Annotated in this window: 16 protein-coding genes; all 16 read left to right on the forward strand. The window is 64.2% G+C overall.

Annotation, left to right across the window (positions count from 1 at the left end):
• Nucleotide 1 precedes the first annotated feature (1 nt).
• The 16 genes from DBV14_RS12150 (at nucleotide 2) to DBV14_RS12225 (ending at nucleotide 14,780) form a co-directional block, all read left to right on the forward strand.
• Nucleotides 2–559 (forward strand): DUF177 domain-containing protein, encoded by a 558-nt coding sequence (locus DBV14_RS12150; RefSeq protein WP_124459443.1) that lies wholly within the window; start codon nucleotides 2–4, stop codon nucleotides 557–559.
• A gap of 155 nt (nucleotides 560–714) precedes the next feature.
• Nucleotides 715–897 (forward strand): 50S ribosomal protein L32, encoded by a 183-nt coding sequence (rpmF, locus tag DBV14_RS12155; RefSeq protein ID WP_007830466.1) that lies wholly within the window; start codon nucleotides 715–717, stop codon nucleotides 895–897.
• 61 nt (nucleotides 898–958) lie between these two features.
• Entirely contained in the window at nucleotides 959–2,056 is a 1,098-nt protein-coding gene (gene plsX, locus DBV14_RS12160; RefSeq protein ID WP_124459444.1) for a phosphate acyltransferase PlsX, read from the forward strand.
• Nucleotides 2,056–3,033 carry a beta-ketoacyl-ACP synthase III gene (locus DBV14_RS12165; protein ID WP_124459445.1) on the forward strand — a complete coding sequence of 326 codons (978 nt, stop codon included), beginning with the start codon at nucleotides 2,056–2,058 and terminating at the stop codon, nucleotides 3,031–3,033. The genes plsX and DBV14_RS12165 overlap by 1 nt, the downstream gene beginning before the upstream one ends.
• Before the next feature lie 51 nt (nucleotides 3,034–3,084).
• Nucleotides 3,085–4,038, forward strand: coding sequence for an ACP S-malonyltransferase (gene fabD, locus DBV14_RS12170; RefSeq protein ID WP_124459446.1), 954 nt, complete (start codon nucleotides 3,085–3,087; stop codon nucleotides 4,036–4,038).
• A gap of 34 nt (nucleotides 4,039–4,072) precedes the next feature.
• Complete coding sequence (gene fabG / locus DBV14_RS12175) at nucleotides 4,073–4,816, forward strand: 3-oxoacyl-ACP reductase FabG (RefSeq protein ID WP_093236562.1); 744 nt, start codon at nucleotides 4,073–4,075, stop codon at nucleotides 4,814–4,816.
• 99 nt (nucleotides 4,817–4,915) lie between these two features.
• Entirely contained in the window at nucleotides 4,916–5,155 is a 240-nt protein-coding gene (gene acpP, locus DBV14_RS12180) for an acyl carrier protein (RefSeq protein ID WP_007830471.1), read from the forward strand.
• A 99-nt stretch (nucleotides 5,156–5,254) separates the two neighbouring features.
• Nucleotides 5,255–6,499: a beta-ketoacyl-ACP synthase II gene (gene fabF, locus DBV14_RS12185; protein ID WP_124459447.1), complete on the forward strand. Its 1,245-nt coding sequence runs from the start codon at nucleotides 5,255–5,257 to the stop codon at nucleotides 6,497–6,499.
• 13 nt (nucleotides 6,500–6,512) lie between these two features.
• Nucleotides 6,513–6,995, forward strand: a complete 483-nt coding sequence (locus tag DBV14_RS12190) for a hypothetical protein (RefSeq protein WP_124459448.1) — start codon at nucleotides 6,513–6,515, stop codon at nucleotides 6,993–6,995.
• Between the two features lie 58 nt (nucleotides 6,996–7,053).
• Nucleotides 7,054–7,689 carry an RNA polymerase sigma factor RpoE gene (gene rpoE / locus DBV14_RS12195; RefSeq protein WP_124459494.1) on the forward strand — a complete coding sequence of 212 codons (636 nt, stop codon included), beginning with the start codon at nucleotides 7,054–7,056 and terminating at the stop codon, nucleotides 7,687–7,689.
• A gap of 17 nt (nucleotides 7,690–7,706) precedes the next feature.
• A complete protein-coding gene (locus tag DBV14_RS12200) occupies nucleotides 7,707–8,369 on the forward strand; it encodes a sigma-E factor negative regulatory protein (RefSeq protein ID WP_124459449.1) in 663 nt (220 codons plus the stop codon).
• A 36-nt stretch (nucleotides 8,370–8,405) separates the two neighbouring features.
• The gene (locus DBV14_RS12205; RefSeq protein WP_124459450.1) at nucleotides 8,406–9,482 is read left to right on the forward strand and encodes a MucB/RseB C-terminal domain-containing protein; all 1,077 of its coding nucleotides are present in this window, start codon (nucleotides 8,406–8,408) and stop codon (nucleotides 9,480–9,482) included.
• 108 nt (nucleotides 9,483–9,590) lie between these two features.
• Nucleotides 9,591–11,072, forward strand: coding sequence for a DegQ family serine endoprotease (locus DBV14_RS12210; protein WP_124459451.1), 1,482 nt, complete (start codon nucleotides 9,591–9,593; stop codon nucleotides 11,070–11,072).
• Between the two features lie 522 nt (nucleotides 11,073–11,594).
• Nucleotides 11,595–13,406, forward strand: a complete 1,812-nt coding sequence (lepA, locus tag DBV14_RS12215) for a translation elongation factor 4 (protein ID WP_124459452.1) — start codon at nucleotides 11,595–11,597, stop codon at nucleotides 13,404–13,406.
• Between the two features lie 8 nt (nucleotides 13,407–13,414).
• On the forward strand, nucleotides 13,415–14,380 hold the full coding sequence (lepB, locus tag DBV14_RS12220) for a signal peptidase I (RefSeq protein WP_124459453.1): 966 nt from the start codon (nucleotides 13,415–13,417) through the stop codon (nucleotides 14,378–14,380).
• A gap of 31 nt (nucleotides 14,381–14,411) precedes the next feature.
• The gene (locus DBV14_RS12225; RefSeq protein WP_124459454.1) at nucleotides 14,412–14,780 is read left to right on the forward strand and encodes a DUF4845 domain-containing protein; all 369 of its coding nucleotides are present in this window, start codon (nucleotides 14,412–14,414) and stop codon (nucleotides 14,778–14,780) included.
• Nucleotides 14,781–14,797 lie beyond the last annotated feature (17 nt).

Consider the following 14,797-nt stretch of genomic DNA (forward strand, 5'->3'; position numbering starts at 1 on the left):
GATGAACAGAGAATTTGCCCCCGAACGGCTCAACGTGCCAGCCTTTGCGGCTGCCGCCGCGTCCCTTGAGGCTGCCGACCCGGTGCCTGGCTACGAGCGCCTGGTCGCCGAACTGGCCGCCCCAGCGCCCGATGCCGTGGTCCATTGGGAAGCCACTGGCGAGGAGCGCTCCGGCGCGGACGGCAAGCCGACGCCCTGGCTGCACCTGGAAGCCGAAACCACCGTACCGCTGGTTTGCCAGCGTTGCCTGTCGCCGGTCGAGACCCTGCTGACGGTCGACCGCTGGTTCCGTTTCGTGGCCGACGAGGCCACGGCGGAGGCCGAAGACGAGGAATCTGAAGAAGACCTGCTGGTCATCAGCCGCGATTTCGACCTCCAGTCCCTGATCGAAGACGAGTTGTTGATGGAAATTCCCGTCACGCCCGTTCACGACGTCTGCCCGGTCCCGGTGCAGCTCTCGTCCAGCGACGACGATTTCCAGGAGGCCGAAGCGGCCAAGCCGAACCCCTTTGCGGTGCTCGGAGCGTTGCGTTCGCGCAAGCCGGGCGAGGGCAAGTAGCCCTTTTCCGCAGGCTGGGCTATAATCATGGGCTTCGCGCGCGCCGCCGTGAGCAGCGATACAGGGAAGGGCATTCCATACATGCCGCCATCTTTTTTGTATTGCCACCGCTTGAGCCCGCATCCAATCACTCACCTAACAGTCCAGGAGCCATCATGGCCGTCCAGCAAAACAAGAAGTCGCCTTCCAAGCGCGGCATGCACCGTTCCCACAATGCGCTGGTCGTGCCCGGCATCGCCGTGGAACCGACCACCGGCGAAACGCATCTGCGTCACCACATCAGCCCCAACGGTTTCTACCGTGGCCGCCAGGTGCTCAAGAACAAGTCTGAAGCCTGATCTCGCATCCCAAGGCCGAGGCCCGAAGCTACTTCTGCTGTAGCGTCGGGCCTTTGTTTTGATGGCTACGTCTCTTTCTCCCGAATCCGCTGCTGCGCCTTCTGCAATCACGCTCGCCGTGGATTGCATGGGGGGCGACCATGGGCCGCGCGTCACGCTTGCGGCCTGCCGCGCGTTTCTCGAGCGGCACAGCGAGGCCTCGTTGTTGCTGGTCGGTGCGCCGGCTGCACTGGCGGGCTTTGCCGCGCATCCACGGGCCCGCATCGTCGCTGCCAGCGAGGTGGTGGGCATGGACGACCCCGTTGAAATCGCATTGCGCAAGAAGAAGGATTCTTCGATGCGCGTCGCGATCCAGCAGGTCAAGGACGGCTCGGCGCAAGCCGCCATCTCCGCCGGCAACACCGGTGCGCTGATGGCCATTGCGCGCTATCTGCTCAAGACGCTCGAAGGCATCGATCGCCCGGCCATCGCGCCGCAGCTGCCGAACGCCAAGGGCGGGGCGACGACCGTGCTCGACCTGGGTGCAAACGTCGATTGCGACGCCGAAGACCTGCTTCAGTTCGCCGTGCTGGGCTCCGCGCTGGTCTCGGCGCTGACCGGCAACGAGTCGCCTTCGGTCGGTCTGCTCAATATTGGCGAAGAAGCCATCAAGGGCAGCGAAACGATTAAAAAAGCGAGCCAACTGCTGCGTACGGCCGCCAATTCCAAAGATTTGAACTTCTACGGCAACGTCGAAGGCAATGACATTTTCAAGGGCACGACCGACATCATCGTCTGCGACGGATTTGTCGGAAACGTGGCGTTGAAGGCCAGTGAAGGCGTGGCGTCGATGATCCAGGAATTCATCCGGGCAGAGTTCTCGCGAAACGTTTTCACCAAAATTGCGGCAATTGTTGCTTACCCGGTCCTAAAAGCCTTTAAAGGTCGCGTTGATCACCGTCGTTACAACGGCGCCGCCCTTTTGGGCCTGCGTGGACTGGTTTTCAAGAGCCATGGCTCGGCCGACGAAGTGGCTTTCGGCTACGCGCTGGATCGCGCTTATGATGCCGCTCGCAACAACCTGCTCGATCGCGTGCGGGCCCGCATCGCCCACGCCGCGCCATTGCTCGCGCGGCAGGAACCGGCGGTGCCGGTCGACGCGACGGCCCTTCACGTTTGATGACCCCTTACTCACGCATTACCGGCACCGGCAGCTACCTGCCCCCACGCCGCGTGACCAACGACGACCTCGCCAAGGATCTGGCGGCACGCGGAATCGAAACTTCCGACCAGTGGATCGTCGAGCGCACCGGCATTCATGCGCGCCACTTTGCCGCGCCGGAAGTTACCAGCAGCGATCTAGGCCTTGAAGCCGCCAGGCACGCCCTGGAGGCCGCCGGCCGCAAGGCCAGCGATGTCGACCTGATCATCGTCGCGACCTCCACGCCCGACATGGTGTTTCCGTCGTCGGCCGCCATCCTCCAGCACAAGCTCGGCATTGCCGGCTGCCCGGCGTTCGACGTCCAGGCTGTCTGCAGCGGCTTTGTCTACGCACTGACCGTCGCCGACGCGATGATCCGCACCGGCACGGCGCGCTGTGCGCTGGTGATCGGTGCCGAAGTGTTCTCCCGCATCCTCGATTTCAACGACCGCACCACCTGCGTGCTGTTCGGTGACGGCGCGGGCGCGGTGGTGCTCGAAGCCAGCGAAGAACCGGGCATCCTGGCCAGCGACCTGCATGCCGATGGCAAGCACGTCGGCATTCTGTGCGTGCCGGGCCATGTGTCGGGTGGCAACGTGCTGGGCACGCCGCTGCTGCACATGGACGGGCAGGCTGTGTTCAAGCTCGCGGTTCGCGTGCTCGAAGAAGCGGCGCGCGCCACGCTGGCCAAGGCTGGCAAGACCGAGGCCGACATCGACTGGCTGATTCCGCACCAGGCCAACATCCGCATCATGGAAGGCACGGCCAAGAAGCTGAAGCTTCCGCGCGAAAAGCTGATCGTTACCGTCAACGAGCATGGCAACACGTCGGCCGCCTCGATTCCGCTGGCGCTCGACGAGGCTGTGCGTTCCGGCAAGGTGAAAAAGGGCGAAACCCTCATGCTCGAAGGCGTGGGTGGTGGTTTCACCTGGGGCGCGGTGCTATTGAATCTGTAGCGTGTTGCGGCGCCTCGATGAGCGCCGCGACGCGATATGACGCATAAAACAATGAAATCCTTTGCTTTTGTCTTCCCGGGTCAGGGCTCGCAGGCTGTCGGCATGCTCGACGCATGGGGCGACCATCCGGCCGTGGCCGAAACCCTGCGCGAAGCCTCCGATGCGCTGGGCGAAGACGTGGGTGCGCTGATCAAGAACGGCCCCAAGGAAGAGCTTGCGCTCACCACCAACACGCAGCCCGTGATGCTGGTGGCCGGCGTCGCCGCGTGGCGGGCCTGGCTGGCCGAAGGGGGTGCAACGCCTTCCGTGGTCGCGGGACATTCGCTGGGCGAGTATTCGGCGCTGGTCGCTTCCGGCGTGCTGACGCTGGCGCAAGCGGCACCGCTCGTGCGTTTTCGCGCGCAGGCCATGCAGCAGGCTGTGCCCGTGGGCATTGGCGCGATGGCCGCGGTGCTCGGCATGGAGTCCGGCAAGGTGGTGGCTGGCTGCGCGGAAGCCACGGCCAGCTTCGGTGCCGGCAGCGCGGAAATCGTCGAGGCGGTGAATTTCAACGACCCGATGCAGACCGTGATCGCCGGCAGCAAGGCCGCGGTCGACAAGGCCTGCGAGCTGCTGAAGGCCAATGGCGCCAAGCGTGCATTGCTGTTGCCCGTGTCCGCGCCTTTCCATTCGAGCCTCATGAAGCCGGCAGCGCGGGCGCTGCGCGAAAAGCTGGCCAGCGTGACGCTTGCCGCTCCGCAGATCCCCGTGCTGAACAACATCGACGTGGCCGTCGAGACCGACCCGGACCGCATCCGCGACGCACTGGTGCGTCAGGCGGCCGGCCCGGTTCGCTGGGTCGAGAGCATCCAGGCCTTGAAACTGCGCGGTGTAGCCGCCATCATCGAGTGCGGCCCCGGCAAGGTGCTGGCCGGCATGGTGAAGCGCATCGCCCCCGATCTGGAAGCTGCGTCGGTGTACGACCCGGCCACGCTCGCGGAAACCCGACAATCGCTCGCCGGCTGAACGGCGCAAGCAAGGCCCCGACAATTTTTCTTTTATGAGCATTCCCAAATTCGAAGGGCAAGTCGCCCTGGTCACTGGCGCATCGCGCGGCATCGGCGCGGCGATCGCGCTCGAGCTTGCCCAGCGCGGCCTGAAGGTCGTGGGCACCGGCACCACCGACGAAGGCGCGGCGAAGATCACTTCGGCCCTCAGCGCCTTCGACGGCCGCGGCCGTGCCCTCGACGTGAACGACGGCGCTGCCGTCGAAGCCCTGATCGACGAAATCGTGAAGGCCTACGGCGCCATTCACGTGCTGGTCAACAACGCAGGCATCACGCGCGACACGCTCGCCATGCGCATGAAGGACGACGACTGGGACGCGGTGCTCGACACCAATCTCAAGGCCGTCTTTCGCCTGTCGCGCGCCGTGATCCGTCCGATGATGAAGCAGCGCTATGGCCGCATCATCAGCATCACCAGCGTGGTCGGTGCGTCCGGCAATGCCGGCCAGGCCAACTACGCGGCGGCCAAGGCCGGTGTGTCGGGCATGACCCGCGCGCTGGCCCGCGAGCTCGGCAGCCGCAACATCACCGTCAACTGCGTCGCGCCGGGTTTCATCGAAACCGACATGACGGCCAGCCTTCCCGAAGCCCAGCAACAGGCGCTGCTCCAGCAGATCCCGCTGGGCCACCTGGGCAAGCCGGCCGACATCGCGCATGCGGTGGCTTACCTCGCATCGCCCCAGGCCTCCTATGTGACGGGGCAAGAACTGCACGTCAACGGCGGCATGCACATGTAGCCGCAAGGCGCAATCTTTTCCCGTACCGGGCGCACGGCAAATGCCACAATGCGCCCGGCTAAAATCCACCGATTACCTACAACCCTCAGAGGGAACCAAATGAGCGATATCGAAGCACGTGTCAAGAAAATCATCGCCGAGCAACTCGGCGTGGAAGAGTCCCAAGTGACGAATGAAAAGGCCTTCGTGGCCGACCTCGGCGCCGACTCGCTCGACACGGTCGAACTCGTGATGGCACTCGAAGACGAGTTCGGCATCGAGATTCCCGACGAAGACGCCGAGAAGATCACCACGGTGCAAAACGCCGTCGACTACGCCACCAAGAATCAAAAGGCCTGATCGGCCCAGCTGACAACACTGTGACTGCGGCCGGCGCTCTTCTTTGAATCGCCCGCGCCGACAGCCAGTTGTCCAGCGCTTCCAGAAAGGTTTGCCGGCATGACCAAACGCCGCGTCGTCGTGACCGGACTCGGTTGCATCGCTCCTGTCGGAAACACCGCAACCGAATCCTGGGCCAACCTGTTGGCCGGGAAGTCGGGTATTGCGAACATCACCGCGTTCGATGCAAGCGCCTTCGCCTGCAAGTTCGCCGGTGAGGTCAAGGGTTTCGACATCACCCAATACATCTCGGAGAAAGAAGCGCGTCACATGGACCGCTTCATTCATCTGGGGCTCGCCGCCGCCATCCAGGCGGTGCAGGACAGCGGACTGCCGACCGGCGAAGCGCTGTCCTATGAAGAATCCGTGCGCATCGGCTGCAATATCGGCTCGGGCATCGGCGGTCTGCCGATGATCGAGCAGACGCATGGCGAATACGCGAGCCGCGGCCCGCGCCGCATCTCGCCGTTCTTCGTGCCCGCATCGATCATCAACATGATCTCTGGCCACGTGTCGATCAAGTACGGCTTCAAGGGCCCGAACATCGCCGTGGTCACTGCCTGCACCACGGGTCTTCATGCCATCGGCACGTCGGCACGCATGATCGAGTACGGCGATGCCGACGTCATGATCGCGGGCGGCGCCGAGTCGACCATTTCTCCGCTCGGCATCGGCGGCTTCACCGCGCCTCGTGCGCTGAGCACCCGCAACGACGATCCCGCCGCGGCCTCGCGCCCGTGGGACAAGGACCGCGACGGCTTCGTGCTGGGCGAGGGCGCCGGTGTGCTGGTGCTCGAAGAGTACGAGCGCGCCAAGGCGCGCGGCGCCAAGATCTACGCCGAAGTCTCGGGCTTCGGCCTGACCGGCGATGCGTACCACATGACCGCGCCCGACGTCGACGGCCCCCGCCGTTCGATGGCCATGGCGCTTGCCAATGCCGGCGTCAATGCCGATGAGGTCCAGTACCTCAACGCGCATGGCACCTCGACGCAGATCGGCGACATCAACGAGACCAATGCGGTCAAGCTGGCGTTCGGCGATCACGCGAAGAAGCTGGTCGTCAATTCGACCAAGTCCATGACCGGCCACTTGCTGGGCGGCGCGGGCGGCATCGAATCGGTGTTCACGGTGCTGGCGCTTCATCACCAGAAGAGCCCGCCGACCATCAACATCTTCAACCAGGATCCGGAGTGCGATCTCGACTACTGCGCCAACGAGGCGCGCGATCTGAAGATCGATGTCGCGGTCAAGAACAACTTCGGCTTCGGCGGCACCAACGGCACGCTGGTGTTCAAGCGCGCTTGAGCATTGCTCTTTCATGCACAGCGCGCCGTCGGTGACCTATCCGGTGGGGCGCTCGCGCGGCGCAACCCGGATACTGATTGTTCTCTGGGCCTTGGGCGCTTGCTGCGCGGGTGCATCCTGCTATCTGTTCGATAGCGCCGGATGGCGCCAGCTTCTGCTGGTTCTCAGCGTCGTGTTTGCGGGCGTTGCCGCGGGCTTCGGCTTGCGGCGCGATGGCGCGGCCGTCCTGCATTTCGATGGGCTCTGCTGGTCCCTGTCGGGCGCCGATTCGACCCGCTTCGTGCGCGCGGCCCAAGCCGCGGTAGCGCTCGATTTCCAGTCCCTGATGCTCGTTCGGCTCACCGAGCCGGGCCGCGCGCGGCGCTGGATCTGGATCGAGCAGCGGGCCATGCCGGAGCGCTGGCGCGACGTGCGTCGCGCGGTATATTCGCGCGCTCCCACTGCAGCGCCCGCTGGCGACCCCTGGCGCGCGACGGCACCCGCCGACGCGCCCTGAACCTTCGTCAATGACCACTTCCCCGCCTCCCGTGCCACCGGACTCCGGCGTGACCGACATGCCCGACGTGTCCGCCGAGGCGCCGCGCCCGGGCGAGGTCGATTTCCAGTTGGTGCAGCGCACGGTGGCGGGCGACCAGAAGGCCTTCGAGCTGCTGGTCATCAAGTACCAGCGCCGCATCGAACGCCTGATCGGGCGGATGGTGCGCGATGTCGACCTGATCGAGGACATTGCGCAGGAAACCTTCATTCGGGCCTACCGCGCGCTGCACCAGTTCCGCGGCGAGGCCCAGTTCTACACCTGGCTTTACCGGATCGCCGTCAACACCGCCAAGAAGGCGCTGGTGGACATGAAGCGCGATCCGACCATCTCCGAAAGCGCCCTGCGGCCGTCTTCTGACGACGACGATGAAACTTACCGCCCGGGAAACGAACCAATCAGCGACGAAACCCCCGAATCGGTCATGGCGGCGAAGGAAATCGCCAATGCCGTCGAGGCTGCGATGGATGCACTCCCAGCCGAGTTGCGCCAGGCGGTCACGCTGCGCGAAATCGAGGGCATGAGTTACGAAGAGATTGCCGAGGTCATGAATTGCCCTATCGGTACGGTGCGTTCGCGTATTTTTCGGGCGCGTGAGGCCATTTCGGTCAAGGTCAAACCGCTGCTGGACAACCAGTCCGGCAAGCGTTGGTAAGCAAGCAGGTGAATGAAATGAATCAAGCGATGACAGTTCGGGAACAGGTGTCCGCACTTGCGGATGGTCATTTGCAGGGCGAGGCGTTCGCGCAGGCGATCGACGCGGTCTGCAACGAAAGCGATTCGCGCGCTGCGTGGCAGGCGTATCACGTGGTGGGCGATGTCCTGCGTTCGGGCGCCCATGCGCCGTGCAGCGACACCTCCGCGTTCCTGGCGCGCTTTCAGCAGCGGCTGGCCGCGGAGCCCGTCGTCGCGGTTGCCGCGCCTGTGCTGGTGCCTGTTGCAGCCGTACCTGTACAGCGCAGGGTCGAAGCGGCCAACGAGCCGGTGTTTCGCTGGAAGCTGGTGGCCGGTGCGGCTTCGCTGGTGGCCGTGGTCGCCGTCAGCTGGACGCTGGTCGGCAACGGCGCGGCGGTGCCGCAAGGCGGCGCGCAGCTCGCGTCGGTCCAGCAGCCGGCCGTGAATTCGGTCCTCGCGACCGCGGCCGTCAATGGCCAGCAACCGGGCAGCGGCACGCTGACCCCGACCCGCGTCATCGTCGGCAACGGTGCGCCGCAGGTCATGCTGCGCGATCCGCGGCTCGACCAATTGCTCGAAGCGCACCAGCAAGCCGGCGGCGCTTCGCAAATGCCCTCCGGATTCCTGCGCAACGCCACCTTCGAAGGGCCCACGCGCTGAGCGCGTGTCGTGCCTAGTCGTCCCCAGCCGCCCGCAATGACCGTTCAGATGCCGATTTCCGCACGCGCCTGCGTGCTCGTGTTTGCCGCTTTCTGCCTGGCGCAGGTTGCCACCGCACAGACCCGCTCGGGCTCGACGAATGCGAAGAGCGCCGCAACGGCACAGACGGACGAACCGCCGGCGATGAGCGTCACCGAATGGCTGCAGCGCATGCACGCGGGCGCCCGGCAGCGCAACTATGTGGGCACCTTCGTGGTGTCGGCGCCGGGCGGCGACCTGTCGAGTGCACGCATCTGGCATGTGCGCGACGGCGACCACCAGATCGAGCGTATCGAAGCCCTGTCGGGGCCGCAGCGTTCGACCTTCCGGCGCAACCGAAATGTCATGACCTTCCTGCCCGAGGCGAAGGTCGTGAAGGTCGAGAAGCGCGAAAACCTCGATCTTTTCCCCAATCTCCCGGACAAGCCCGATTCGTCGATCGGCGATTTCTACGACGTGCGCGCCATTGGCAAGGACCGCGTGGCGGGCTTCGATGCAGACGTGGTGCAGTTGGTGCCGCACGACGGGCTGCGCTTCGGCTACCGCATCTGGAGCGAGCGCCGCTCGGGCCTGGTGGTGAAGCTGCAGACCCTCGACAGCGAATCGCGCGTAGTGGAGCAGTCGGCATTCTCCGAGCTGCAGCTCGACGCGCCGGTGAAGGCCCAGGCCCTGGCGCAGATGATGGCCAACACCTCGGGCTATCGCATCGAGAAGCTGGAGCTGGAACGCACCACCGCGCAAGACGAAGGCTGGACCCTCAGTTCGCCCGTGGCCGGATTCAAGCCCCGAAGCTTCTTCAAGCGTCCGACCAGCGGCGACGGCAAGTCGCAGGCCAAGCCGGACGCCGCGACGGTCCAGTGGACCTTCTCCGACGGCCTGGCCTCGGTGTCGCTTTTCATCGAGCGCTACGACGCAACGCGCGCGCCGCGCGACGGCGTGCTGACCATCGGTGCGACCAATGCAATCCGCCGGCGCCTGCCCGAGCCGGCCAGCGACTGGTGGCTGACCGCGGTCGGTGAAGTCCCGCCGCAAACGCTCAACGCTTTCGCCCAGAGTCTAGCGCGTACGCGCTGACGGGGCGCGGAATCGCCTGTTGCGCACATTGCGCTGAACCAAGCAAGCTTCGCAGACTCACAGCATTTGTTGTTGTTTTAGCCGCTCTGTTCTTTTGAAAGAAAACCGATGATCTTCAAAGTCGAGGGACACAAGCTTCGTTCCGGCCTGCTGGCGGCTGCGCTCGCGCTGACGGCCGGCGCCACCTTCCTGCCGGTCGAGCCGGTTCATGCGCAGACACGCACGCTGCCCGACTTCACCGACCTCGTCGATCAGGTCGGCCCTTCCGTGGTCAACATCCGCACCGTCGAGAAGGTCGCCCAGCGCGGCGGCAATGGCGAGATGGACGAAGAGATGCAGGAGTTCTTCCGCCGCTTCTTCGGCCAGCCGCTTCCGGGCGCGCCGCGCCAGGGGCCGCGTTCCAACAAGCCGCAGCAGCCGCAGGAAGAAGAGCGCCCGCGCGGTGTCGGTTCCGGCTTCATCCTGACGGCCGACGGCTATGTCATGACCAATGCGCACGTGGTGGAAGACGCCTCCGAGGTGCTGGTCACGCTGCCCGACAAGCGCGAGTTCAAGGCCCGGATCATCGGTGCCGACAAGCGCACCGACGTGGCTGTCGTCAAGATCGACGCCACCGGCCTGCCCGCCGTGAAGGTCGGCGACATCTCCAGGCTGCGCGTGGGCGAGTGGGTGATGGCCATCGGCTCGCCCTTCGGCCTGGAGAACACCGTCACCGCGGGCATCGTGAGCGCCAAGCAGCGCGACACCGGCGAGTACCTGCCGTTCATCCAGACCGACGTGGCAATCAACCCCGGCAACTCGGGCGGCCCACTGATCAACATGCGCGGCGAAGTGGTGGGCATCAACAGCCAGATCTACTCGCGCTCGGGCGGCTTCATGGGCATTTCGTTCTCGATCCCGATCGATGAGGCGATCCGCGTGAGCGACCAGCTGCGCACCTCGGGCCGCGTTTCGCGCGGCCGCATCGGCGTGCAGATCGACCAGGTCACCAAGGACGTGGCAGAGGCCATCGGCCTGGGCAAGGCGCAGGGCGCGCTGGTGCGCGGTGTCGAGGCCGGATCGCCGGGCGAGAAGGCCGGTGTCGAGCCGGGTGACGTCATCACCAAGTTCGATGGCAAGCCCATCGAGAAGCCGAGTGACCTGCCGCGCCTGGTGGGCAACACCAAGCCGGGCACCAAGAGCACGCTCACGGTGTTCCGCCGCGGCGCCTCGCGCGACCTGAACGTGACCATTGCCGAGATCGAGCCCGACAAGCCAGCCAAGCGCGCGGCCGACCGCGACGAACCGACGCCCAAGCCATCTGCTTCCGCTGCCGCCAAGTCGATCGGCTTGGCCGTGAGCGATCTCAACGATGCGCAGAAGAAAGAGCTCAAGCTCAAGGGCGGCGTGAAGGTCGATACCGCCAGCGACGCCGCTGCGCGTGCCGGCCTGCGCGAGGGCGACATCATCCTGGCCGTGGGCAATGTCGAGGTTGCCAACACGCGGGAATTCGAGTCCGCCCTGGGCAAGTCCGACAAGAGCAAGCCGCTCAGCGTGCTGTTCCGCCGGGGCGACTGGGCCCAATACGCCCTGATCCGTCCCGCACGCTGATCTGACGCTGGCGTCAAGTGGCCCCACCCGGCAGTCGGGTTTGGGGCCGTTTTTTTGAGGTGTTTACGACGTTCCGGCGCCGTGCCTCAAAAAAATCTGAGGGCTTGAAAGCATCGATTTTTGTTGGTGCCTACTAACTTTATAAAAGGCTAAGGACGATTTTCGGTAGAATAAGGCTCCCTCGGCGGGCGGTCAGCGCATAAGGAATGCAATGACCTTCACGATGCGAGATGTCAGACAGCAGTCCACCGGTGCTCCACAGATCGCCCACAAGTTGTTCAGTGAGTGCTCCACCGATCCTGTGGATAACCTGTATATATCTTTGATGTTGTGGACCTGCAACGACCCCTTTGGACCCTGTTCCCGGATGTACGTGCTTCCCTTTTTGCCTACAATGAAGTTCCAACTACTGCAGTTGCCATTGCTTGTTGGTTCAGGGCGCGTCTCCAGAAGACGCGCCCTTTTTTCTTGCCTGTCGCACTCTGCGCACGAGCCAATTCAAGTACTTAAGCGTTCCCGTTGATGAATCACATCAGAAATTTTTCGATCATTGCGCACATCGACCATGGCAAGTCGACGCTCGCAGACCGTTTGATCCAGCGTTGCGGCGGCCTCGCCGAGCGTGAGATGGAAGCGCAGGTGCTCGACTCGATGGACATCGAAAAAGAGCGTGGGATAACCATCAAGGCACAGACCGCCGCACTGCACTACAAGGCACGCGATGGACAGGTCTACAACCTCAATCTGATCGACACGCCGGGCCACGTCGACTTCTCTTATGAAGTGAGCCGCTCGCTGTCGGCATGCGAAGGCGCACTGCTCGTCGTCGATGCATCGCAAGGCGTCGAAGCGCAGACCGTCGCCAACTGCTACACCGCACTCGACCTCGGCGTCGAAGTGGTGCCGGTGCTCAACAAGATGGATCTGCCCAATGCGGATCCCGACAACGCGCGCACCGAAATCGAAGACGTGATCGGCATCGACGCGACCGATGCGATTCCGTGTTCGGCCAAGACCGGCATGGGCATCGACGACATCCTCGAAGCCGTCGTGCACAAGATGCCGGCGCCGCGCGGCAACCCCGACGGCCCGCTGCGCGCCATGATCGTCGACAGCTGGTTCGATCCGTACGTCGGCGTCGTCATGCTGGTGCGCGTGGTCGATGGCCGGCTCGTGAAGGGCGAGCGCATCAAGATGATGGCGTCGGGCGCCATGTACAACGCCGACAGCGTCGGCGTGTTCACGCCCGCCAACGAACCACGCCCTTCGCTCGAAGCGGGCGAGGTGGGCTACATCATCGCGGGCATCAAGGAACTGCAGGCCGCCAAGGTCGGCGACACCGTCACGCTGATCAAGCCCGGCACCGGCGGCGCGGCCGCCACGGCCACCGAAGCGCTGCCCGGTTTCAAGGAAATCCAGCCGCAGGTGTTCGCGGGCCTCTACCCGACCGAAGCCAGCGAGTACGACTCGCTGCGCGATGCGCTCGAAAAGCTCAAGCTCAACGATTCGTCGCTGCGCTACGAGCCCGAAGTGAGCCAGGCGCTCGGCTTCGGTTTCCGTTGCGGCTTCCTGGGCCTGCTGCACATGGAGATCGTGCAGGAGCGGCTGGAGCGCGAGTTCGACCAGGACCTGATCACGACCGCGCCGAGCGTGGTCTACCAGGTGGTCAAGAACGATGGCGAAGTCATCATGGTCGAGAACCCGTCCAAGATGCCCGACGTCGGCCGCATGAGCGAGATCCGCGAGCCCATCGTCACCGTGCACCTGTACATGCCGCAGGAATACGTCGGCTCCGTCATGACACTGGCCAACCAGAAGCGCGGCGTGCAGATGAACATGGCCTACCACGGCCGCCAGGTCATGCTGACCTACGAGATGCCGCTCGGCGAAATCGTGCTCGACTTCTTCGACAAGCTGAAGTCGGTGAGCCGCGGCTACGCCTCCATGGACTACGAGTTCAAGGAGTACCGCGCCTCCGACGTGGTGAAGGTCGACATCCTGTTGAACGGCGACAAGGTCGATGCGCTGTCCATCATCGTGCACCGCAGCCAGTCGCAGTACCGCGGCCGGGCGGTGGTCTCGAAGATGCGCGAGATCATTTCGCGCCAGATGTACGACGTGGCGATCCAGGCCGCCATCGGGGTCACCATCATTGCGCGTGAGACAATCAAGGCGCTTCGCAAGAACGTGCTCGCCAAGTGCTATGGCGGCGACATCTCCCGCAAGAAGAAGCTGCTCGAGAAGCAGAAGGCGGGCAAGAAAAGAATGAAGCAGATCGGCTCTGTCGAGGTCCCGCAAGAGGCCTTCCTCGCGATTCTGCAAGTCGAAGACTGATCAAAAAAATGGCATTCATCACCTCCCTGGTCCTCGCGGCATTTGCCGGCTATGTCGGTGCCTGGTATTTCGGCGCGATCGAAGGCAACTTCGCACTGCTGCTGTTCCTGGCCACGGTGATCACCGGCTGCTACTGGCTGGCCGAGCGCTTCGTCTTCCTGCCGCGGCGCGAGCAGGCGGCCGCAAAGCTCGAGGCCACGCTGGCCGAGCGCAATGCGCGGCTGGCGGGGCAGGGCATCACGCAGGTCGACACCGTCGACGCCAAGGCGAGCGAGCGGCTGCTCATGCAGCCCTGGTGGCTCGACTGGACGGCCGGCCTGTTCCCCGTGATCCTGGTGGTGTTCCTGCTGCGCTCGTTCCTGTACGAGCCCTTCAAGATTCCGTCGGGCTCGATGATGCCCACGCTGCTGACCGGCGACCTGATCCTGGTCAACAAGTTCACCTATGGCCTGCGCCTGCCGGTCATCAACACGAAGATCACCGACGGCACGCCGCTGGCGCGCGGCGACGTGGTGGTGTTCCGTTACCCGCCCAAGCCGAGCATGGACTACATCAAGCGCGTGGTCGGCATTCCGGGCGACGAGGTGGCCTATCTCAACAAGAAGCTCACCATCAACGGCCAGCCGATTTCCAAGACGCCGGCCGCCGACTACCTCGATGGCGAGTCGATGCGCCTGCTCAAGCAGTTCGACGAAGACCTGAACGGCAAGCAGCACAAGATCCTCAACGACGATGCCGCGCCGTCCTTCGTGCCGGGCGCCAGCGATTTCCCGTTCCGCGAAAACTGCCGCTACTCGGTCGAAGGCGTGGTCTGCAAGGTGCCGGCCGGCCAATATTTCATGATGGGCGACAACCGCGATAATTCGGCGGACTCGCGTTTCTGGGGCTTCGTGCCTGACCAGAACATCGTGGGCAGGGCGTTCCTGGTCTGGATGAACTTCGGTGATCCGGGGCGCATCGGTACATTTAAATAAGCAGTCAGAACTGTACGAGGGGTAAGAGGGCATGAGAACAAACCGGTCCATCCGCAGCAGGGCCGCGCAACAGCGCGGTATCTCATTCATCGGCCTGGTGTTTGTCGCGGTCGTGCTCGGCTGCCTGGGCGTGGTCGTCGCGCAGGTCATTCCGACGCTGATCGAATGGCAGGCCATCGACAAGGCTGTCAACAAGGCCAAGGAAGGCTCCACGGTGCCCGAAGTACGCGCCATCTTCGATCGTTCGCAGGCCATCGACGACTTCAAGTCGATCAGCGGCAAGGATCTCGAGATCAAGAAGGTGGGCGACAAGGTCGTGGTCTCGTACGCGTACGAACGCGAGATTCCCCTGTTCGGACCAGCCTACCTGACCCTCAAGTACAAGGGCCAGTCCCGCTGAACGCGGCGCTTAAAAAG

It is taken from the genome of Variovorax sp. KBW07 (assembly GCF_003852515.1).
GTDB lineage: Bacteria > Pseudomonadota > Gammaproteobacteria > Burkholderiales > Burkholderiaceae_C > Variovorax.